This is a genomic window from Pseudonocardia sp. ZF1 (genome assembly GCF_056835605.1).
Map to the genome: position 1 here is coordinate 3,853,315 of NZ_JAJNBY010000001.1, position 20,332 is coordinate 3,873,646.

Below are 20,332 nucleotides of genomic sequence, written 5' to 3' on the forward strand. Positions count from 1 at the left end.
CGAGCCGGGGACGGTGACGACGCTAACAGCGACGACCCGTCCGGGCGATCATCGGCGCAGCGCGGTGCCGACGGCGCGCACCGCGGTCCGCCCGTCGGGCAGCAGCAGCTCCGTGCCCAGGGTGCGGAACCGGCGGCCGTCGCGGATCGCGACGGTGCGGGCCCGCAGCCGGTCGGTGACCTGCACCGGACGCAGGAACTCCACCGTCGTGGACAACGGCCGGGCGTCCGCGGCGCCGGGGTGCGCGGACTGGACCGCGGCGGCGAGCCCGGACAGGACCGCGCCGTGGGTGGTGCCGTTGAGGTTCGTCGTCGACGGGCCGGGGGTGAACACGACGTCGCCGTCGGCGTCGCGCTCGAGGTGCTCGGTCCGCAGCCGGGTGGCGTCGAACGGCGGCAGCGCGGCCCGGGCGTCGGTGCCGGCGGCGGTGGTCCCCGTCGCGGGCGCGGTCGCGAGCCCGCCGGGGCCCGCGGGGGCACCGGTCAGCGCGAAGGTGGCGACGACGTGCGCGACGGCGACCCCGGTGTCGTCGCGCATCTCGGCCCGGCCGACGCCGACCTCGTCGTCGAGGTGCAGCAGCGTCAGCTCGGCGCGCAGCCACCGCGCGTCCGGTGCGGGGACCCCGGCCGCGTCCAGGCGCAGGTCGACGGTGGGCGCGCCTCCGGTGAGCCGCGCCGTGGAGAAGACGAGGTAGCCGAGGCCCGCGTCGGCCAGCAGCGCCGGGAGCACCGGGAGGACCCGGCCGTCGGCGGTGCGGACGCCGTCGTGCAGCGGGGCGCGCACCACCACGCGCTCCGGGGTCGACGACGGGTCGGGAGCCATCCCGAGACCCGACTCGACCGGCGCGCGCCGCAGCCGCTCCCGGGTGCCCGGTGCGGGCCTGGTCGGCTTCGGCTGCGTCGTGCCGGTCATGATCCCATCGTGCGTCACCCCGGGGACGCTCCCGGCCCCGGGTCCCGGTACCAGGCGGTGAGCAGCTCGGCCTCGTCGTCGACGGCGCGCCGGTCGGCGGCGTCGAGCGGGGTGAACGGGGTGGTGGCGACGCGGCCGTCGCGGTGCTCCCAGGTGCCGGCGACCCGGCCGTGCAGCAGGAACACCGGCGCCGAGCGGGGCCGGGTCGTGGCGAACACGTGGTGGCGGTGCTCGGCGGGCACGATCCCGGTGGCCGCGGCGTGCCCGAGCAGCAGCACCGCGTCGTAGGGGCCGAGGAAACGCACCGGCAGCGGGGCGCCGGGCCCGGGCAGCGGGGCGCGCGGCACGTCGAGCAGCGTGGTGCCGTCCTCGGCGGCGAACGGGCGCAGGTCCTCCCCCGCCAGGGCTGCGCGGGCGACGCGGACCGGCCAGCCCGCGAACCGCGCGACGTCCGGCGCGGACGCGGGCCCGAAGGCCCGCAGGTAGCGGCGGGCCAGCGCGGCCCGTGCCGCGGCGGGGCCGGGCTCCGGGCCGGGCGCGGCGAGGCCGTAGACGTGGGCGCGCGGGGTCGCCCAGGTGCCGGCGGGCGGGATCCGCACGAGCCCGACCCAGTGCTGCACGCCGGGGAAGACGCCCGCGGGCAGGCCCGCGTCGGCGAGTGCGGCGGTGATCTCGGCGTGCCGGCGCGGCCCGTCGGCCAGCAGCCCGCCGACGACGCGTGCGGCGGCGGTCATGTCGGCGTCGGTGACGTCGCGGGACAGCCGCAGCCAGTCCGCGCGCTGCTCGGCGCGGACGGCGGCGGTGAACACCCGGTGGTCGCGGCGGCTGAGCATGTGGATGGTCGAGCGCATCGCCCAGGCCTGTACGACGCGTCCGTCGTGCAGCATCGCGGTCAGTGCGGACCGCTCGAAGCCGATGAGCCGCGACCAGAGCCCGAGGTAGCCCGACGGGGCGTGCTGGGTCTGCAGCCCACCGATGCGCTCCAGGGCGCGCGGCACCGTCAGGGCGGCTCGCCCGGTGAGGAGCTGGCGGGCGAGCAGGGCCCGCAGCCGGTCGTCGGCGGTGAGGACGCGCACCCGGCGAGTGTGCCGGTCAGCCCGCCGTCGGGGTGTACCGGTCCGCGGGGCGGGCGAGCCCGAAGCGGTCGCGCAGGGTGCCGTCGTAGGGGGCGGGCGTCCAGGCGTCGCCGAGTGCGGGCAGCAGGCCGTCGACGATCTCGTCCACCCCGGACGGCAGCGCCAGCGGGACAAGGACGAACCCGTCGGCGGCGCGCTCCTCGGCGGCGTCGCGCAGCAGGGCGGCGAGCGCGGCCGGGTCGCCGACGTGGCGCAGCGTCGCCGGGACGGTGTCGGCGTCGGCGGGGGCGAGTGCGTCGAGCTCGCGCAGCCGCGCGGCGGCGTCGTCGCCCAGCAGGGTCTCGACGTCGAGCAGCACGGTGACCTGGTCGGGGTGGCGCCCGGCGTCGGCGACGGCGGCACGCACCCGGTCCCGGGCCTCGGCGGCACCGGCGACCGTGTCGGCCGCGACCCGGACGACGTCGGCGTAGCGGCCCACGGTCGCCAGCGCCTCGGTCTCGTCGCCGCGCAGCACGGTCAGGGGCTGCCCCTGCGGCGGGCGCGGGGTGATCGACGGTCCGGTCACGGAGAAGAACTCGCCGGTGAAGTCGATGTGGTGGAGCCGGTCGCGGTCGACGAAGCGGCCGGTGGCGGCGTCGCGGATCTCGGCGTCGTCCTCCCAGGAGTCCCACAGCCGGGCGGCGACCTCGATCGCCTCGCCGGCCTCCCGCCAGAGCGAGGCCGCATCGCGGTCGGCGCGCGCACGGCCGAACAGGTCGGCCTCGGCCTGCGTGCGCGACACGTCGGGCTGCCAGCCGGCCCGCCCGGTGGACACGAAGTCCAGGGTGGCGACGGCCTTGGACAGGTGGAACGGCTCAGTGTGGGTGACCGTCACCGTCGGCACGATCCCGATACCGGGGACGGCGGGCGCGACCCGCGCGGCGACGGCGACGGCGTCGAGGGTGCCGGGCAGTGCGGCCGGGTCGGCCCCGGGCGGCTGCAGCGAGTCGGGCAGCGCGACGAGGTCGAGGCCGCCGCGCGCCGCGGTGCGGGCCAGGTCCAGGTGGTACGGGGCGGTGAACAGCCGGGCCGGGTCGGCGCCGCCGAGCCGCCACGCGCCGGGGTGACGCCCCGCCGCTCCGAGTTCGACCGCCAGGTGCAGACGTCCGCTCACCGTGCCTCCGTCGCTCGTGATCAGCTCCTGGGAGGGCCAACCCACCGCGGGCGCGGTCTGTTCCCGGTCACCCGGCGGCGCGCAGGTCCGCCTCGATCGCGGCGGCGCAGGCGCGCAGCTCGGGCAGGATGTCGGCGCGCAGGCCGTCGGCGTCGTTGCGGGAGGCGTGGGTGGAGACGTTCGCGGCCGCGACGACCCTCCCGGCGCGGTCGTGGACGGGCACCGCGACCGAGCGCAGCCCGGCCTCCAGCTCCTGGTCGACGACGCAGTGCCCGTCGGCGCGGACCCGGTCCAGCTCGGTGCGCAGCTGCCCGGGCGTCGAGACGGTGTGCGCGGTCAGTGCCGCGGGCTCCAGCGCGCCGAGGTAGGAGTCGAGGGTCGCGGGCGGGAGCGCGGCGAGCAGGACGCGGCCCATCGACGTCGCCCAGGCCGGGAAGCGGGTCCCGATGGTGATGGTGACGGTCATGATCCGCGAGGTGGGGACGCGGGCGACGTAGACGACGTCGTAGCCGGTGTGCGGGTCGCCGTCGAGGACCGACACCGACGCGGACTCGCGCACCGTGGCGACCAGGCGCTCCAGGTGCGGGGCCGCGATCTCGGGCAGGCCCATCGCGGACAGGTAGGACCAGCCGAGCTCGAGCACCCGCGGGGTGAGGGTGAACAGCCTGCCGTCGGTGCGGACGTAGCCCTCCTCGGCCAGGGTGAGCAGGAACCGGCGCGCCGCGGCGCGGGTGAGCCCGGTGGCACGGGCGACGTCGGCGAGGGTCTGCTGCGGGCGCTGCGCGTCGAAGGACCGGATGACGGCCAGCCCCCGGGCCAGCGAGCGGACCTGCTCGGTGCGCGGGGCGCCCACGTCCTCCGGGGTGCTCACGCCGCCCGCCCGGCGAGGACGGTGTCGACCAGGTCGGCGGCGTGCCCGGTGCCGTGGCCCTGGGCGCCCGCGGCGAGGTCGAGGTTGCGGGCCATCGCCTCGGGGTGCACCTGCAGCCCCTCCAGGCTCACCCGCAACCGGGCCGCGGCGCCCGCGGTGACCCGCAGCAGCGCGACGAGAGTCTCCCATTCCGCGTGCCAGGCGCCGGCGGCACGCTGGAACTCCTGCTCGGCGCCGGCGAGCAGCGTCGCGACCAGGCCGGGGGCGCGCTTCGCGGCGCCACGGGCGGTGACGGCCGCGGCCGGGTTGCGCTTGTGCGGCATCGACGACGAGTCCCCCGGCGCGGACTCCGACACCTCGCCGAGCTCGGTGGCGGACAGCAGCACGACGTCGCCCGCGGGCTTGGCGCAGGCCCCGGCGGCGACGCCGAGCGCCCCGGCGAGCTCGCCGATACGGCTGCGTTCGGTGTGCCACGGCACGCCCTGCGGGGCGAGGCCGAGCCGCGCGGCCAGCGCGTCGGCGACGGCCGGGCCGAACGGGTGGACGGCCGCGAGGGTGCCCGCGGCGCCGCCGTAGGAGACCGGCAGCGCGGTGAGCACCCGGTCGAGGCCGGTGCGGGCCCGGTCCAGCCCGGTGCACCAGGTGGCGGCGACGAGGCCGAAGGTGGTGGGCAGCGCCTGCTGGCCGAGGGTGCGGGCGGCGCATGGGGTGTCGCGGTGGGTGGCGGCGAGCGCGGCCGCGGCGTCGGCGCAGGCGGTGAGGTCGGCGACGACGCGGTGCCCGGCCCGTCGGGTGAGCAGCATCAGCGCGGTGTCCATGACGTCCTGGCTGGTGGCGCCCGGGTGCACCGCGCGCTCGGCGCCGGGCTGGATCCGCGCCGCGGCCGCCTTGAGCCGCTTGACCAGCGGGATCACCGGGTTGCCGCCCTCGACCGACTCGGCGGCCAGCGCGTGCGGGTCGACGCCCGCGACGGCGGCGACGGCGCGTTCCACCGCGTCGGCGTCGTGCTCGGTGACCGCGCCCTGCTCGGCGGCGACCGCCGACAGCGCCAGTTCGACCTCCAGCAGGGCGGCGATCCACGCGCCGTCGTCGAGCAGACCGTCGACCCGGTCGGTGCCGGACAGCGGCCCGAGCAGTGTGTTCGCCATGCGTACAAGTGTACGACCTGCGACCGTTCAGGGAGAAGGGACGGCCGGGTCTCCCGGGAGGCAGAATGACCCGACGTGCTGACCCACATCCTGCTCGACCTCGACGGCACCCTCGTCGACTCCGCCCCCGGCATCCTCGGCTCGATGCGCCGCGCGATCGACGAGGTGGGCCTGGACGTCCCCGAGTCCGCGCTCGGCACGCACCTGCTCGGCCCGCCGCTCTACCGCAGCCTGCCCCCGATCCTCGGCGACGAGGGCACCGCCGCCGTGCTGCCGGTGTACCGGCGCCTCTACGGCGACGAGGACGGCTGCCTGGACTGCACGCCCTACCCCGGCGTCGCGGAGCTGCTGCGTGCCCTGTCCGCGGCCGGCGTGACGATGGCCCTGGCCACCAGCAAGGGCGAGACCTCGGCCCGCAAGATCCTCGCCCACCACGGCTGGACCGACCTGTTCACCGAGATCGTCGGTGACACCCGCGCCGCGGACCGGCCGACCAAGGGCGCCGTCGTCGCCGAGGCGCTGCGCCGGCTCGGGTCCCCCGCGGGCGCGGACGAGCCGCTGATGGTCGGCGACCGGCTGCACGACGTCGAGGGCGCCGCCGAGCACGGCCTCCGTTGTGCCGGAGCGGGCTGGGGCTACGCCGAGCCGGGCGAGCTGGAGGCCGCGGGCGCCACGACGGTGTACGCCACCGCCGACGAGCTGCGGGCGGCACTGCTCGGCCGCTGAGCTGCGACGTCCGGGTGAACCGGGCGCCGGAGGCCGCGCATCTGCGGCCGCCGACCGGAGCCGCGTCCTCAGCTGAGGACCGCTCCCGCGGGCCCGTCCGTTCGGGCCGTGCACGTCGAACGGACGGGCCGATATACACCGGACATGACGGTCGCCGCGCTCTACCGCTATCCGGTCAAGTCGATGCTCGGGGAGTCCCTGACCCGGGCCACCATCACCGAACGGGGGCTGCTCGGCGACCGCGCCTACGCGGTGCTCGACAACGGGACCGGCATCATCGCCAGCGCCAAGGTGCCCAAGCGCTGGCTGGGCCTGCTGAGCTTCTCCGCGCGGTTCGTGGCCGAGCCGGTCGTCGGGGAGCCCACCCCGCCGGTGGAGATCACCTTCCCGGACGGCTCGGTGCTGCGCAGCGACGACGAGGGCCTCGACACCGCGCTCTCCGCGGCGCTGGGCCGCGACGTCTCGCTGATCTCGGTCCCGCCGGAGGGGAGCTACTTCGAGGAGCTGTGGCCCGACATCGAGGGCCTCACCCCGCAGCAGCTCGCGCCGCGGAAGCTCATCGAGGACACGACGACCCGGCACGAAGACTCCGGCGAGGTCATCAGCCGGTTCGACATCTCCGCGTTCGGGGCGCCGGGCACGTTCTTCGACCTGTCGTCGCTGCACGTGCTCACCGAGTCGACGCTGGACCGGCTCCGGGAGCTGAACCCGGACGCGACCTTCGACCCGCTCCGCTACCGCCCCAACATCGTGCTGCGCGACGAGGGGACGGGCTTCGTCGAGAACGACTGGCCCGGCAGCACCAGCGCCCTGGGCGACGACGCCCGGATCACGTTCTCCTTCGCCACCATGCGCTGTGTCATGACCACGCTCCCCCAGGGCGACCTGTCCGACGACCCGGACACCCTGCGGACGATCGCGAAGAACAACCGCATCGAGATCCCGCAGGTCGGCGGGGTCTGGGCGTGCGCCGGGGTCTACGCCGAGGTCGCCGCAGGCGGGGAGATCGCCGTCGGGGACCCGCACACCGCCCCCGCCTGACCCACGCCGCGCCCGCCCCGCCGACGGTGCGCCGCGACGGCGGCGGTCGCCGAGATGCAGCTCAGCGGGGTGCGGGGCACCCTCGGGCCCGCTGAGCTGCATCTCGACACCGTGAGAGGGCACCCCCGCCCCTGGAACGTCACCGGGATGCAGTTCAGAGCTCCCGGTCGGCCTCTCGGACACCCCCGAGCTGCACCTCGGCGCGCGGAGGGTGGGTCCCGACCCGTCGGACGGTGTTCGCAGGGCGAACGCTTGTGCGTCTGTCGTACACCGCGTACCCTCGCCGGCGACGGAGGTGCGTGATGGACAAGGTGGTGGCATCCGCCGCGGACGCGGTCGCCGACATCGGCGACGGGGCGTCGCTCGCGGTCGGCGGGTTCGGCATGTCCGGGGTTCCGACGGTGCTGATCGCGGCACTGCTGGAGCAGGGCGCGACGGACCTGGAGACGATCTCGAACAACCTGGGCGTCGACGGCTTCGGCCTCGGCACCCTGCTCGCCGCCGGGCGCATCCGGCGGACGATCGGCTCCTACGTCGGCAACAACAAGGAGTTCGCCCGCCAGTACCTGGCCGGTGAGCTGGAGCTGGAGCTGACCCCGCAGGGCACGCTCGCCGAGCGGCTGCGGGCCGGCGGCGCGGGCATCCCGGCGTTCTACACCCCGGCCGGGGTCGGGACGCTGGTCGCCGAGGGCGGGCTGCCCTGGCGCTACGCGTCCGACGGCTCGGTCGCCGTCGAGTCCCCGGCGAAGGAGACCCGCGAGTTCGACGGCGTGACCTACGTCCTCGAGCGCGCCCTCACCCCGGACTTCGCGCTGGTCCACGCCTGGAAGGGCGACCGGCACGGAAACCTGGTGTTCCGGCGCGCGGCGCGCAACTTCAACCCGGACTGCGCCGCGGCCGGGCGGACCACGATCGCCCAGGTCGAGCACCTGGTCGAGCCCGGGGAGATCGACCCCGACGCGGTGCACACCCCCGGCATCCACGTGCACCGCGTGCTGCACGTCCCCGGCGTCGAGAAGCCGGTCGAGTTCAGGACGGTGCGTTGACCATGGCCCTCAACCGTGACGAGATGGCCGCCCGGGTCGCGGCCGAGCTGCCCGACGGCGCGTACGTCAACCTCGGCATCGGCATGCCGACCCTGGTGCCCGGACACATCCCCGAGGGCCGGACGGTCGTCCTGCACTCGGAGAACGGGATCCTCGGCGTCGGCCCCTACCCCACCGACGAGGAGGTCGACGCCGACCTCATCAACGCCGGCAAGGAGACCGTCACCGTCGCCGACGGCGCCGCCTTCTTCGGCTCCGCGGAGAGCTTCGGCCAGATCCGGGCCGGGAAGCTCGACGTCGCCGTCCTAGGCGGGATGGAGGTCGCCGCGAACGGCGACCTCGCGAACTGGGCGATCCCCGGCAAGATGATCAAGGGGATGGGCGGGGCGATGGACCTCGTCCACGGCGCGCGCTCGGTGATCGTGATGATGGACCACGTCTCCAAGGACGGGTCCCCCAAGATCGTCGAGCGGTGCTCGCTGCCGATCACCGGCCTGGGCTGCGTCACGAAGATCGTCACCGACCTGGCGGTCATCGACGTGACGCCGGACGGGCTCGAGCTGGTCGAGACCGCGCCCGGAGTCGGCGCCGACGAGGTGCGGGAGAAGACCGGCGCCCCGCTGCGCTGACACCGCCCGCTGCGCCGACGGCCGCCCCGCCGGTCCGACACCGCCCGCCGGGCGCACCCCCCTCGGTCGCGCCCGACGACGGCACCCTCAGGCGGGCTCGCCCGGCGTGACCGGCAGCCGGGACAGGCCCCGGACCAGCGTCGACTCGCGGTACACGAGCTCGGACGGGCCGACGGCCAGCGCCAGGTCCGGCCGCTGGGCGATGAGCTTGCCGATGGCCACCCGCCCCTCGGTGCGGGCGAGCTGGGCGCCCAGACAGAAGTGGATGCCGTGGCCGAAGAACACCCCCGACGACGAGTCCCGGGTGATGTCGAGCCGCTCCGGGTCCTCCAGCCACTCCGGGTCCCGGTTCGCCGCGGCGAGGCCGAGCATGACGGTCGACCCGGCCGGGATGGTCACCCCGGAGTACTCGACGTCCTCGCTGGCGAACCGCATCGGGGCGTTGGAGACCGGGGACTCGAAGCGCAGGAACTCCTCCACCGCCGAGGTGATCAGCGACGGGTCGGCCTGCAGCCGGGCGCGCTGCTCGGGGTGGGTCAGCAGGGCGAGCACGCCGTTGCCGATCAGGTTGACCGTGGTCTCGTGCCCGGCGATGAGCAGCAGCGTCGCCATCGCGACGAGCTCCTCGGACGAGAGGCGGTCGCCGTCGGCGTCGCTGACCGCGAGCAGGCCGGACAGCAGGGCGTCGTCGGGCTCGGTGCGCTTGCGTTCGATCAGCTCGGCGAGGTAGCCGTTCAGGCTGCCCATCGCGGCGAACTTCTCCTCCTGCGGGGAGTCGTCGACCATCACCGACGACCACGCCGAGAACATGTCGCGGTCCTCGGCGGGCACCCCCAGCAGCTCGCAGATGACCAGCACCGGGACGAGGAACGCGTACTGGCGCATGAGGTCGACGGGGCCCTCGGCGGGCAGCGCGTCGAGCAGCTCCTGGGTGATCTCCTCGACCCGGGGCTGCAGGTCGTTCATCCGCCGCACGGTGAACGAGCGACCGACGAGCTTGCGCAGCCGGGTGTGGTCCGGCGGGTCCATCAGGATCATCATCGGGATCGGCGCGGCCGGCTGGCCCTCGCGCTGGTCGGCGGGGAGCGTCCAGCGCCAGTCCTTGCTCAGCCGCGGGTCGACGAACGCCGCACGGACGTCGGCGTAGCGGCTGATCAGCCACGCCTTCCCGTCCGGCAGCGCGAGCTCGCGCACCGGCTCCTCGGTGCGCAGGGCCGCGTAGGCGGGGTGCGGGTCGGTCCAGAAGTCGCCCGAGAACAGGTCGTGCGTCTCGGTGCCGGTGGTGGTCAGCGCCATGGGGACCATGGTGCCAGCCATGGGTAAGCGTCCGCTTACATCAGCCGTGTGACCGAGCACACAGCCGGGTCGAGCTCGACGTCGGCCGGGGCCGGGTGGCCCAGGACGACCGACGCGGCCAGCGCCGCGAGTGCCGGGGCGGACTCGATGCCCGACCCGCCCTGCCCCGCGACGAAGAAGAACCCCGGGTGCTCCGGTCGCGCGCCCAGCACCGGGGCGCGGTCGGGGGCGAAGGTCCGCAGCCCCGCCCACGCGGTCCGGACCGACCGCAGCCCGAGCGTGGTCGCCGAGCCCACCCGGTCCAGGGCGAGGGCGACGTCGAGCTCGTCGGGCCGCGCGTCGCCCGGCGCGGCCGGGGTCTCGTCGGCCGGGGAGACCAGCACGACGTCCGCCTCGGCCTTGAGGTACCAGCGCTCGGCCGCGTCGGCGATCATCGGCAGGACGGCACCGTCGACGGTGAGCACCGACGGGTCGCCGACCGGGCAGGCGGCGATCGTGCGCCGGTACGGGGTCAGCCCGGCGCCGGGTACGCCGGCCAGCGCCGCCACCGCGTCGGCCCAGGCCCCGGCCGCGTCGACGACCACTCCCGCCCGCACCCGGTGCCCGCCGGTCGTCGTCGCGCTCCAGCCGGAGCCGTCCCGGTCCAGCGCGGCCACCCGGGCGCCGCGCAGCACGGTGCCACCGCGGGCGCGCAGCCCGCGCCGGTAGCCGTCGTGCAGGGCCGCGGTGTCGACGTCGCAGGCACCGGCGGTCCACGCGGCCGCACGCGGGGCGCGGCGCAGCACCGGCGCGCGGCGCCACGCCTGCGCGGGGTCCAGGGCGACCGGGGCGCCGGGCTCGCCGTGCTGCTCGCGCAGCGTCGTGGCGAGGCGGTCGGCGGCCTGCTCGTCGTCGGCGAGGTGCAGGACCGGGCGCGGGGACAGCAGCGGCGGCGTGCCGAGCTGCTCGGGCAGCGCGGCGAACCGCGGCCCGGAGGCGTCGATCAGCGCGCGGAACGGGCCGGAACCGTGACCGGGGATGTAGGTGGCGGCCGAGCGGGCGGTGGCGTGGACCGGCAGGTCCTGCTCGGCCTCGGTCAGCACGACGCGGGCGTGCGCGGCCAGCTCCCACGCGACCGACACCCCGGCGATGCCGCCGCCGACCACCAGCACGTCCGCCGTCTCCATGCCCGCGACGATAGGTCGGCGGCCCCGGGGAAAACCGGTGGCCCCGGCCCGGGCGGTCGTCGTAGCGTCGCCGCCATGCTCATCCGGTTCCTCTGAGTGGCCCGCGGAGTCGACCTCCGCGCTCCGCCGCTGGCCCGTGACGTCCACCGGGCCCGGAACCGTCGCCGCCCTCGTGCGGCCCTTCCGGCGTCCCCGCGCGTCACCGGCCCTCCGCACCCGGTCCGAGTCCGACCCGATGCTCCGAGGAGGTCGTATGCCCACGACCCGACACACCCCTGTCCCCACCGCCGACACCGGTCCCGCCGGGGCGCCCACCCCCGCCAACCGCGCCGAGCGTCGCGCGGCGAGGCGCGGCCGGTCCGGCGCCCCGGGCGGCCCGCCGGCACCGCGCACGGCGGGGCCGGCCCCGCAGGCCCGCCCGGCCCACGTCCGCACGGACTTCGCCGCCCGCCGCAGCGGCTGAGGGCACGGGCACGATCACCGATCGGGCACCGGGGACGTCGGCGGGCGACCCTCCGCGTGCCCGATCCGTGATCACTCCCGGCGGTGCGGCCCGGCGCGGGGGCGACGTGGAAGGCTGGACGCCGTGACCGTCACCGTCTGGTGGGCCGCCCCGGCCGATCCCGGCGACCGCGCCGACCTCGTCGCGCTGCTGGACGCCCATGAACGCGAGCGGCTCCTCGCACTGCGCAGGCACGAGGACCGCGCCCGCTACCTCGCCGCGCACGCCCTGGCCCGGCTCGTGCTCGCCGAGCGGCTCGACACCGACCCCGCCGCGCTCGTCCTGGACCGGACCTGTCGCTGCGGGGAGCCGCACGGCAAGCCGCGCCTGGCCGGGCGCGGCGACGACCCCGGCTTCTCGCTGACCCACTCCGGCGCGCTGGTCGGCGTCGCGGTCGGGACCGGCCCGGTCGGCGTCGACGTCGAGGCGCACCGCCCGCTGTCCGGCCTCGACGGCCTCGTCCGGCACGCCCTCTCCCCCGCCGAGCTCGCCGCGGGCACGCCCGACGGCACCGGGTTCCTGGTCACCTGGACCCGCAAGGAGGCGCTGCTCAAGGCCACCGGCGAGGGCCTGTCGAGCCCGATGGACGCGATCACGCTGTCCCCGCCGCACGCCCCGGCCCGGGTGCTGGACTGGACCGGCACCGGCGGGAGCTGGTGGGTGGCCGACGTCGCCACCGGCCTCGACGACCACCCGGGCGCCGTCGCCGGGGCGGGACCGGTGGCCCCGGTCGTCACCGTCGCCGACGGCGACGCGGTCCTGTCGGTGCGCCGGGGCACGATGCACGGGTGATGGTGAGGTGACCGCGGCGGCCGACCGCTGGGTGCTGCATCTCGACATGGACGCGTTCTTCGCCTCCGTCGAGCAGCTGACCCGGCCCACCCTGGCCGACCGGCCGGTCCTGGTCGGCGGCGCGGGACCGCGCGGCGTCGTCGCGGGGGCGAGCTACCAGGCGCGGGTGTTCGGGGCCCGCTCGGCGATGCCGATGGGGCAGGCGCGGCGGCGCTGCCCGCACGCGACCGTCCTGCCGCCCCGGTTCTCGCTGTACAAGGCGCTGTCCGAGGAGGTCATGGCCGTCCTCGGCGAGTTCTCCCCGGTGCTCGAGCCGGTGTCGGTCGACGAGGCGTTCGTGGAGCCGCCCGACCTCGTGGGGGCCTCCCCGGACCGGGTGCGGGAGTGGGGCACCCGGCTGCGCGGCGCGGTGCGCGAGCGCACCGGGCTGCCCGCCTCGGTGGGTGCCGGGTCGGGCAAGCAGGTCGCGAAGATCGCCTCCGAGCTGGCCAAGCCGGACGGGTTGCGGGTGATCGCCCACGCCGAGCAGGCCGCCGTGCTCGACCCGCTCCCGGTGCGGTCGCTGTGGGGCATCGGGCCGGTCTCCGGCGAGGCGCTGCGGAAGATCGGGATCGAGACGATCGGACAGCTCGCCGCGATGGACGCCCGCGAGGTCGCCGGGGTGCTGGGCGGTGCCGTCGGGTCCGAGCTGCACCGCCTGGCCCGCGGTGTCGACGACCGTCCGGTCGCCCCGCGCGGCGCGGCCAAGCAGATCAGCGCGGAGACGACGTTCGACGCCGACCTGACCGCGATGAGCGCGGTGCACACCGCGGTGGAGTCGATCTGCGTCGCCGTGCACCGGCGCCTGGTCGCCGACGGCCGGACCGCCCGCACCGTCACGGTGAAGGCGCGGACCGGGGACTTCACCACCCACACCCGGTCCGAGACGACCCCCTTCGGGACCCGGGACCTGGCGACCCTGGTCGCGGTGGCCCGGCGGCTGGCCGAGGGCGCCGTCGGCGAGGGCGGGGTGCGGCTGCTGGGGGTGTCGGTGTCCGGCTTCGGCGACGAGCCGCCACTGGCGCTGTTCGACGCGGTGCCGTCGGAGAGCGGGTGGACGACGGCCCCGGCCCCCGACGCCCCGCCCGCGGCCACCCGCCCGGCCGCCGCGGCGGGGGTGACCGTGCTCGACGCAGCTCCGGAGAACGACGCGGCCACCGGGCCCGGCGCGATCGAGGAGTCCGGCGACGCGCCCGGCCCGCTCCGCCCGGACCGGCCCGACCGCGAACCCGACCCGGACCGGCCCTGGCGCGCCGGCGACGACGTCGCCCACCCCGAGCACGGCCACGGCTGGGTCCAGGGCGCCGGGCACGGGCGGGTCACCGTGCGGTTCGAGACCGCGCTCACCGGCCCCGGCCGCACCCGCACGCTCGACGCCGCCGACCCGGACCTCACCCGGGCCGACCCGCTGGGCAGCTGGCGGGGCTGAGCCCGGGCCCCGGGTGGGTTCAGCCGATCAGCGGGCTGCGGTGCGGCGGTGCGACGCGGCTGCCCTCGGCGATCCGGACGCGCAGCGTGGGAGCGGTGCGGGCCAGACCGTCGAGGACGGCGCCGAGCGCGGCGTCGCCCGCGGGGTCGCCCCCGACCAGCAGCACCGCGGCATCGGCGGGCCCGGCGGCGGCCCAGGCCCCGATCCGGGCGACGGCGTCGCGCGGTGTGACCGGCTCGACCCGCCACGCCTCGGCGTAGAACAGGGCGGTCGACTCGGCCTGCGGGAAGGCGAAGACCGTCCCGGCCTCGGCCAGCAGGTCGTGCGCCCCCGTGCGGGACGCGTCGCCGGACGGATCGGTACCGAGCACCACCAGGTCGTGGCTCATCGCATGTCCTCCTCGAGGGTCCGCGCCCTCATCAGTGGGAATCCGCGACGACGGGCAGTGTCCTGGCTCCCGGATCGGTACGCCCTCCCCGGCCTTCCCACCCTCGCGGGCGGTGGCGCCGGTGTGGGGAGGGCACTCCCCGGTGACAGTGGCGGGACCGCGCCGGACTCGCACCGGCTTCCTGTTCCGTCGTCGGCCGGAGCCCATCACGCGACCGGGTTAGCGGTCAACCGTCCCCCGCCCGGCCACTCCCCGCAGATGGTCGAGCAGGTCGTGCTCGGTCAGCGTCCCGAGCAGCGGCCCGTCCGGCCCCTCCCGCACGGGCAGCGCGGCGCCCCGGTGCGCGGCGAGCACCCCGAGGACGTCGTGCACGGAGCCGTCCGGGTCCAGGGCGGGCAGCTCCGGGTCGGGCGTCGTGCCGTCGGCGGGCCGCATGACCTGGGCGACGACGACCCGGCGCAGCGCCTCGTCGGTCGGGGCGTCGGCGGCGAGGTCGATCCCGCGTCGCAGCAGCTTGAGCGTGTAGATGTTGTCCCGCGACACCAGATTCGACAGGCCGGTGGCCAGGACGACGGCGGCCATCAGCGGCAGGATCAGGGCGTAGTCGCCGGTGAGCTCGAACACGATGAGCACCGCGGTGATCGGGGCGTGCGCGGCCCCCGCGAACACCGCCGCCATGCCGACCAGGCCGAACGCGCCGGGGTGCAGGTCGAGCGCCGGGAACAGGGCCGCGGCGGCGTAGCCGAAGGCGGTCCCGGCGGTGCCGCCGACGAACAGCGACGGCGCGAAGACGCCGCCGGACCCGCCGATGCCGATCGTGAGGCTGGAGGCGAGGATCTTCCCGACGACGAGCAGGAGCACGAACCCGACGACGTACCGGCCGCCGATCGCGGCCTCCAGCACCGGGTAGCCCACGCCGTACATCTGGGGCAGCGCCAGCAGCAGCGCGCCGAGCAGCAGCCCGCCGACGGCCGGGCGCAGCCACTCCGGGCCGCGCCAGACGGCGTCGCAGGCGTCCTCGACGACGTAGAGGATGCGGGCGAAGGCCCAGCCCAGCAGCCCCGCGAGCAGCCCGAGCAGCGCGTAGAGCGGCAGCTGGGCGGGGCTGCCCAGGTCGAAGTGCGGCAGGGTCAGGATCGCGCGGTCCCCGGCGATCACCTCGGCGACGACGTTCGCGACCACCGAGCTGATCACCAGCACGCCGAACGCCTCGGCGCTGAACGACCGCAGGATCAGCTCCAGGCCGAACACCACCCCGGAGATCGGGGCGTCGAACGTCGCGGAGATCCCGCCCGCGGCGCCGCAGGCGACCATCAGGACCAGCCGGGTGGCGGGCACCCGCAGCCACTGCCCGATGGCCGAGCCGAGCGCGGAGCCGATCTGCACGATCGGGCCCTCCCGGCCGACGGAGCCACCGGTGCCGATGCAGATCCCCGACGCGAGCGCCTTCACCGCGGCGACGGTGGCCGGGATCCGCCCGCCCCGGCGCGCGACGGCGAGCATCACCTCCGGCACCCCGTGCCCGCGGGCCTCCGGCGCGAACCGCTGGACCAGCGGGCCGTACACCAGGCCGCCGAGCACCGGGGCGACGAGCAGGAACCAGACCCCCAGCCCGGGCAGGTGCGGCGAGGCGACCCGGCCGGCGTCGGAGAAGTCCTCCCGGCCGGTGACCAGCCAGGTCACACCGAGGATCAGCTCGTGGAACAGCACCGACCCGATGCCGGCGCCGATCCCGATGACCGTCGCCAGGCCGACGAGCCCCGGCCGGGTGCCGACGAGCGCGCGGTGCAGCGCGCGGACCGCGGTCACCGGGCACCGTCCTCGGCGGGCACGGGCGCGACGGCCCAGTCGGTCTCGCCGATCTCGCCCGCGGCCTCGGCGAAGCGGCGCAGCGCGTCGCGGACCGCGGTGCGCTCGGCGGCGGGCAGCGTCGCGAGCAGCCGGTGCATCTCGGCGCGGCGCAGCCGGGTGACCTCGTCGACGAGCGCCCGCCCGGCCGGGCTGAGCGCGACGGCGACCTCGCGGCGGTCGTCGCCGGTGCGGGTGCGCGCGACGAGGCCGCGGGTCACCAGCCGGTCGCACATCCGGGTCGCCGTCGACGCCGACACGGTCAGCGCCCTGGCCAGGTCGGCCGGGCGCCGGGTGCCGTACTGGGCCAGCACGACCAGCGCGCGGTACTGGGGCAGGGTCACGTCGCCGGCCGTGTCACCGCCGGTGTGCTCGCTCGCGGCCAGGGACCGAGCCACCACGGAGAGCATCGCCCGGCTCGCGGTCATCACCGCGTCGACGACGTCATCGATCTCGTCCGTCACGCCCGCGATCGTTGCACATTGCAAACTTGCAGTGTGCAACGGGTTGCCGGGGTCACCCCCCGACGGGCGCCTGCAGCCCCGCGACGGGCCCGATCACGACGATCGCCGGCGGGCTGATCTCCTGCTCGGCCGCGACCTGCTCGGCGGTCTCCAGCGTCGCGCGGACCGACCGCTCGATCCGGGTGGTGCCGTCCTGCACGATCAGCACCGGGGTGTCGGCCGGGCGGCCGTGGGTGATCAGCGCCTCGGCGAACTTCCCGAGCCGCTCCACGGCCATCATCAGCACGATGGTGCCGGTCATCCGGCCCAGCGCGGTCCAGTCGGTGAGGCTGCGCGGGTCACCCGGCGCGACGTGCCCGGACACGACGACGATCTCGTGCGCGACCCCGCGGTGGCTCACCGGCGTCCCGGCGACGGCCGGTGCGGCGAAGGCACTGGTGATGCCCGGGACGACGGTCACCGGCACCCCGGCCGCGGCGCACGCCTGGACCTCCTCGAACCCGCGGCCGTAGACGAACGGGTCACCGCCCTTGAGGCGGACCACGAACTTCCCGGCCCGGGCGTGGGAGATGAGCAGCTCGTTGATCCGCTCCTGGGCCATGGCGCGGCCGTAGGGGATCTTCGAGGCGTCGATGACCTCGACCTCGGGGGACAGCTCGTCGAGGATGTCGCGCGGGCCGAGCCGGTCGGCGACGACGACCTCGGCGCGGGACAGCAGCCGCCGGCCGCGCACGGTGATCAGCTCCGGGTCGCCCGGGCCGCCACCGACCAGCGCGACCCCCGCCCGCGGGGGCTCGGCCGACTCGTCGACGACACCGGCGGCCAGCGCCTCGACCAGCGCGGTGCGCACGGCCGCGGACCGCCGGTGCGCGCCCCGGGCCAGCACGCCGACGGTGAGCCCGTCGTAGCCGCCGGTGGCGGGGGTGACCGCGGTGCCCTTGTCGCCGTCGTCGGCGCGGACGCAGAACACGCGGTCCCGCTCGGCCTCGGCGACGACGGCGGCGTTGGTCGCGGCCTCGTCGGTGGCCGCGATCGCGTACCAGGCGCCGGTGAGATCGCCGTCGGTCCAGCGGCGGGCCGTCCAGGTGATCTCCCCGGCCGAGGCCATGCCCTCGACCGCCGGGGTGACCTCGGGCGAGACGACCTCGACGACCGCTCCCGCGGCGATCAGGCGGGCGACACGGCGCTGGGCGACCTGTCCCCCACCGACGACGACGGCCCGGCGGCCGGCCAGGTCCAGCCCGACCAGGTACTGCTCGTGGTGCGCGTTCAACGACGTTCCTCTCCCGGACTCCGACGCCCGGCGGTGGCAGCGGTTCCCTGCGCGGGCCCCCCGCTCGACGGCGACGCCGGACGATAGCCGGGCCCGCATGTTTCGGAGGAGACCCCGGAGGGCAATCCCACATCCGCCGATCGGGCGGCCACGGCGACGGTGACGCCCTGACCAGCGGTCTTACCGACGACCAGGTGGGCCCCGTCGCCGGCGGCGAGCAGCGCGGCGGCCTCTGCGACGGACGGGGTCCCGACGGCCGCGGCCACCCGGGCATCCGGCCTCGGCACCGCGACCGCGGCCAGCGCGGCGGCCGCGAACCCGTGCGGCTCCCGCGGTGCGACGGCCGCCCGCAGCCCCGGTTCCGACACCCGCCGGTGCAGGGTGGCGACGACGGCGTCCCCGAGCTCCAGCCCGTGCGCGGCGGCCACCCGGTCCAGCAGCGCGCGCACCGCGGCCTCGGACGTGCCCGCCCGCAGCCCCACCCCGACGGTGACCACCGGCCGTGGAGCGGAGCGCTCGGCCCGCGGGGGCTCCGCTCCCCGGCCGGTGATCATGCGATCGCGGCCGGGGCGCCGGCGCGGGCCGCCGCGACGAACCGGGCGACGGCGCCGGGCACCCCGGCCGGGTGGGTGTGCAGGAACGACGCGTGCACCCGGGCGTCGACGTAGCCCTCCGGCTCGCCGCCGCGCCACGCCCAGGCCGGGGCGGCCCCGGCCCTCGGGGTGACCGCGCACCGGTGGAACTCGTGCGCCCCGGCCCGCTCACCCGCCGCGAACAGCGGCGACGCCGACACCGCGACCGCGTCGCGGTAGCCGAGGGTGAGCCGCGGTGTCATCCCCGCCGACGCGTCGAGGACCCCGCACATCGGCGTCCCGTCGAGGTCGCGGCACAGGTACAGCAGCCCGCCGCACTCGGCGTGCACCGGCGCCCCGGACGCGGCCAGCGCGGCGACCTGCGCCCGCAGCGGCGCGTTGTCCCCGAGCGCGCCGACGTGCTCCTCGGGGAAGCCGCCGGGCAGCACGAGCGCGGCCGTGCCCGCCGGGAGCGCGGGGTCGCGCAGCGGGTCGAAGGTCGTCACGTCGGCACCGGCCGCGCTGAGCAGCTCGGCGTGCTCGGCGTAGCCGAACCCGAAGGCCGGGCCCCCCGCGAGCGCGACCACCGGACGACCCGGCACCGGGTCCGTCCCGAGCTCGGCCGCCGGGTCCCAGACGGGTCCGCCGGGCAGCGGGCGGGCGAGCGCGAGGACGGCGTCGAGGTCCACGTGCTCGGCGACGAGCTCGGCCATCGCGTCCACCGCGGCGGTCGCGGCGGAGCCGTGCTCGGCGGCGGTGACCAGGCCCAGGTGCCGCGAGGGCACCGCCAGCTCGGCGCGGCGCGGGACCGCGCCCAGCACCGGGAGCCCGACCTCCTCGGCCGCGGCCCGGCAGACCTGCGCGTGCCGGTCGGACCCGACCCGGTTCAGGATCACCCCGGCTACCTGCACGGAGTCGTCGAAGCTGCGGAAACCGTGCAGCAGCGCGGCCAGCGACCGGGACTGACCCCGGACGTCGACGACCAGCACCACCGGCGCCCCCAGGGCCGCCGCGACCTGGGCGGTCGACCCGGCGCCGTCGGCGATGCGGCCGTCGAACAGGCCCATCACCCCCTCGACGACGGCGACGTCGGCATCCCGCGCGCCGTGCCGGGCCAGCGGGGCGAGCCGGTCGGCGCCCTGCAGGACGACGTCGAGGTTCCGGCCCGGGCGGCCCGCGGCGAGGGTGTGGTAGCCGGGATCGATGTAGTCCGGCCCGATCTTGAACGGTGCGACCCGGGTGCCGCGCCGCGACAGCGCGGCCATCAGCCCGGTCGCGACCGTGGTCTTCCCGCTCCCCGACGACGGCGCCGCGACGACCAGCGCGCGGGCCGTGCTCACCACTCGATCCCCCGCTGGCCCTTCTGTCCGGCGTCCATCGGGTGCTTGACCTTCGTGGTCTCCATGACCAGGTCGGCGGCGTCGACCAGGGCCTGCGGGGCGTCGCGGCCGGTGATGATGACGTGCTGCTGCCCGGGCCGGTTCGTGAGCACGTCGACCACCTCGTCGACGTCGATCCAGCCCCACTTGAGCGGGTAGGTGAACTCGTCGAGCACGTAGACGCGGTGCGCCTCGGTCCCGATCCGGCGGCGGATCTCGGCCCAGCCCTCGGCGGCGTCGGCGGCGTGGTCGGTCTCGGTGCCGGCCTTGCGCGACCAGGACCAGCCCGAGCCCATCTTGTGCCACTCGACGGGCCCGCCCTGCCCGGTCCGGGAGTGGACCTCGCCCAGGGCGCGGAACGCCTCCTCCTCGCCGACCTTCCACTTCGCGGACTTCACGAACTGGAACACCCCGATCGACCAGCCCTGGTTCCAGCCGCGCAGCGCCATCCCGAACGCGGCGGTCGACTTCCCCTTCATCACCCCGGTGTGCACGACCAGCAGCGGCCGGTTGCGACGCTGGCGGGTGGTGAGCCCGTCGGTGGGCGTGACGGACACCTGTCCCTGCGGCACGGTGGTCTCC

The 20,332-nt window shown here is 76.5% G+C and carries 21 protein-coding genes and 1 riboswitch; of the genes, 7 read left to right on the forward strand and 14 right to left on the reverse strand.

Going from position 1 to position 20,332, the window contains the following annotated elements:
- Positions 1-48 precede the first annotated feature (48 nt).
- The 5 genes from ZF1_RS18545 to ZF1_RS18565 form a co-directional block, all read right to left on the reverse strand.
- Entirely contained in the window at positions 49-912 is an 864-nt protein-coding gene (locus tag ZF1_RS18545; RefSeq protein WP_482637907.1) for a PaaI family thioesterase, read from the reverse strand.
- Positions 913-926: 14 nt separating this feature from the next.
- Positions 927-1,988: a winged helix DNA-binding domain-containing protein gene (locus ZF1_RS18550; protein ID WP_482637908.1), complete on the reverse strand. Its 1,062-nt coding sequence runs from the start codon at positions 1,986-1,988 to the stop codon at positions 927-929.
- Positions 1,989-2,004: 16 nt separating this feature from the next.
- The gene (locus tag ZF1_RS18555) at positions 2,005-3,141 is read right to left on the reverse strand and encodes an LLM class flavin-dependent oxidoreductase (protein ID WP_357461166.1); all 1,137 of its coding nucleotides are present in this window, start codon (positions 3,139-3,141) and stop codon (positions 2,005-2,007) included.
- A gap of 67 nt (positions 3,142-3,208) precedes the next feature.
- Entirely contained in the window at positions 3,209-4,012 is an 804-nt protein-coding gene (locus ZF1_RS18560) for an IclR family transcriptional regulator domain-containing protein (RefSeq protein ID WP_251785148.1), read from the reverse strand.
- The gene (locus ZF1_RS18565) at positions 4,009-5,160 is read right to left on the reverse strand and encodes a lyase family protein (RefSeq protein ID WP_482637909.1); all 1,152 of its coding nucleotides are present in this window, start codon (positions 5,158-5,160) and stop codon (positions 4,009-4,011) included. Before ZF1_RS18565 ends, ZF1_RS18560 begins: the two co-directional genes overlap by 4 nt.
- A gap of 75 nt (positions 5,161-5,235) precedes the next feature.
- Between ZF1_RS18565 and ZF1_RS18570 the strand changes: the two genes are divergently transcribed.
- The 4 genes from ZF1_RS18570 (at position 5,236) to ZF1_RS18585 (ending at position 8,602) form a co-directional block, all read left to right on the forward strand.
- Positions 5,236-5,886: an HAD hydrolase-like protein gene (locus ZF1_RS18570; RefSeq protein ID WP_405416314.1), complete on the forward strand. Its 651-nt coding sequence runs from the start codon at positions 5,236-5,238 to the stop codon at positions 5,884-5,886.
- 144 nt (positions 5,887-6,030) lie between these two features.
- Positions 6,031-6,927, forward strand: coding sequence for an MOSC domain-containing protein (locus tag ZF1_RS18575; protein WP_482637910.1), 897 nt, complete (start codon positions 6,031-6,033; stop codon positions 6,925-6,927).
- A gap of 302 nt (positions 6,928-7,229) precedes the next feature.
- A complete protein-coding gene (locus ZF1_RS18580; protein WP_062396104.1) occupies positions 7,230-7,973 on the forward strand; it encodes a CoA transferase subunit A in 744 nt (247 codons plus the stop codon).
- 2 nt (positions 7,974-7,975) lie between these two features.
- The gene (locus ZF1_RS18585) at positions 7,976-8,602 is read left to right on the forward strand and encodes a 3-oxoacid CoA-transferase subunit B (protein ID WP_178372860.1); all 627 of its coding nucleotides are present in this window, start codon (positions 7,976-7,978) and stop codon (positions 8,600-8,602) included.
- Positions 8,603-8,689: 87 nt separating this feature from the next.
- Here the strand turns inward: ZF1_RS18585 and ZF1_RS18590 are convergent, their stop codons facing one another.
- Complete coding sequence (locus tag ZF1_RS18590; protein WP_482637911.1) at positions 8,690-9,898, reverse strand: cytochrome P450 family protein; 1,209 nt, start codon at positions 9,896-9,898, stop codon at positions 8,690-8,692.
- Between the two features lie 35 nt (positions 9,899-9,933).
- Complete coding sequence (locus ZF1_RS18595; protein ID WP_482637912.1) at positions 9,934-11,064, reverse strand: NAD(P)/FAD-dependent oxidoreductase; 1,131 nt, start codon at positions 11,062-11,064, stop codon at positions 9,934-9,936.
- A gap of 253 nt (positions 11,065-11,317) precedes the next feature.
- Here ZF1_RS18595 and ZF1_RS18600 point away from each other — a divergent pair, with 253 nt between their 5' ends.
- The 3 genes from ZF1_RS18600 to ZF1_RS18610 all read left to right on the forward strand — a co-directional run bounded on the left by ZF1_RS18600 (position 11,318) and on the right by ZF1_RS18610 (position 13,826).
- The gene (locus tag ZF1_RS18600) at positions 11,318-11,527 is read left to right on the forward strand and encodes a hypothetical protein (protein ID WP_224402030.1); all 210 of its coding nucleotides are present in this window, start codon (positions 11,318-11,320) and stop codon (positions 11,525-11,527) included.
- Between the two features lie 123 nt (positions 11,528-11,650).
- Positions 11,651-12,358 carry a 4'-phosphopantetheinyl transferase family protein gene (locus tag ZF1_RS18605; RefSeq protein ID WP_482637913.1) on the forward strand — a complete coding sequence of 236 codons (708 nt, stop codon included), beginning with the start codon at positions 11,651-11,653 and terminating at the stop codon, positions 12,356-12,358.
- Between the two features lie 7 nt (positions 12,359-12,365).
- Positions 12,366-13,826 (forward strand): DNA polymerase IV, encoded by a 1,461-nt coding sequence (locus ZF1_RS18610; RefSeq protein WP_482637914.1) that lies wholly within the window; start codon positions 12,366-12,368, stop codon positions 13,824-13,826.
- Between the two features lie 19 nt (positions 13,827-13,845).
- Here the strand turns inward: ZF1_RS18610 and ZF1_RS18615 are convergent, their stop codons facing one another.
- The 7 genes from ZF1_RS18615 to cobO all read right to left on the reverse strand — a co-directional run bounded on the left by ZF1_RS18615 (position 13,846) and on the right by cobO (position 20,322).
- Positions 13,846-14,214 carry a hypothetical protein gene (locus tag ZF1_RS18615; protein WP_482637915.1) on the reverse strand — a complete coding sequence of 123 codons (369 nt, stop codon included), beginning with the start codon at positions 14,212-14,214 and terminating at the stop codon, positions 13,846-13,848.
- Between the two features lie 35 nt (positions 14,215-14,249).
- Positions 14,250-14,436: riboswitch (cobalamin riboswitch) on the reverse strand.
- A complete protein-coding gene (locus tag ZF1_RS18620; RefSeq protein ID WP_482637916.1) occupies positions 14,434-16,023 on the reverse strand; it encodes a chloride channel protein in 1,590 nt (529 codons plus the stop codon). (Overlaps the previous riboswitch by 3 nt.)
- A complete protein-coding gene (locus ZF1_RS18625) occupies positions 16,020-16,526 on the reverse strand; it encodes a MarR family winged helix-turn-helix transcriptional regulator (RefSeq protein WP_482637917.1) in 507 nt (168 codons plus the stop codon). The genes ZF1_RS18620 and ZF1_RS18625 overlap by 4 nt, the downstream gene beginning before the upstream one ends.
- A 52-nt stretch (positions 16,527-16,578) precedes the next feature.
- Complete coding sequence (gene cobA, locus ZF1_RS18630) at positions 16,579-17,799, reverse strand: uroporphyrinogen-III C-methyltransferase (RefSeq protein WP_482637918.1); 1,221 nt, start codon at positions 17,797-17,799, stop codon at positions 16,579-16,581.
- A complete protein-coding gene (locus ZF1_RS18635) occupies positions 17,796-18,353 on the reverse strand; it encodes a cobalamin biosynthesis protein (RefSeq protein ID WP_482637919.1) in 558 nt (185 codons plus the stop codon). Before ZF1_RS18635 ends, cobA begins: the two co-directional genes overlap by 4 nt.
- On the reverse strand, positions 18,350-19,711 hold the full coding sequence (locus ZF1_RS18640) for a cobyrinic acid a,c-diamide synthase CobB (protein WP_482637920.1): 1,362 nt from the start codon (positions 19,709-19,711) through the stop codon (positions 18,350-18,352). The genes ZF1_RS18635 and ZF1_RS18640 overlap by 4 nt, the downstream gene beginning before the upstream one ends.
- On the reverse strand, positions 19,708-20,322 hold the full coding sequence (gene cobO / locus ZF1_RS18645) for a cob(I)yrinic acid a,c-diamide adenosyltransferase (RefSeq protein ID WP_251785163.1): 615 nt from the start codon (positions 20,320-20,322) through the stop codon (positions 19,708-19,710). The genes ZF1_RS18640 and cobO overlap by 4 nt, the downstream gene beginning before the upstream one ends.
- Positions 20,323-20,332: the final 10 nt, after the last annotated feature.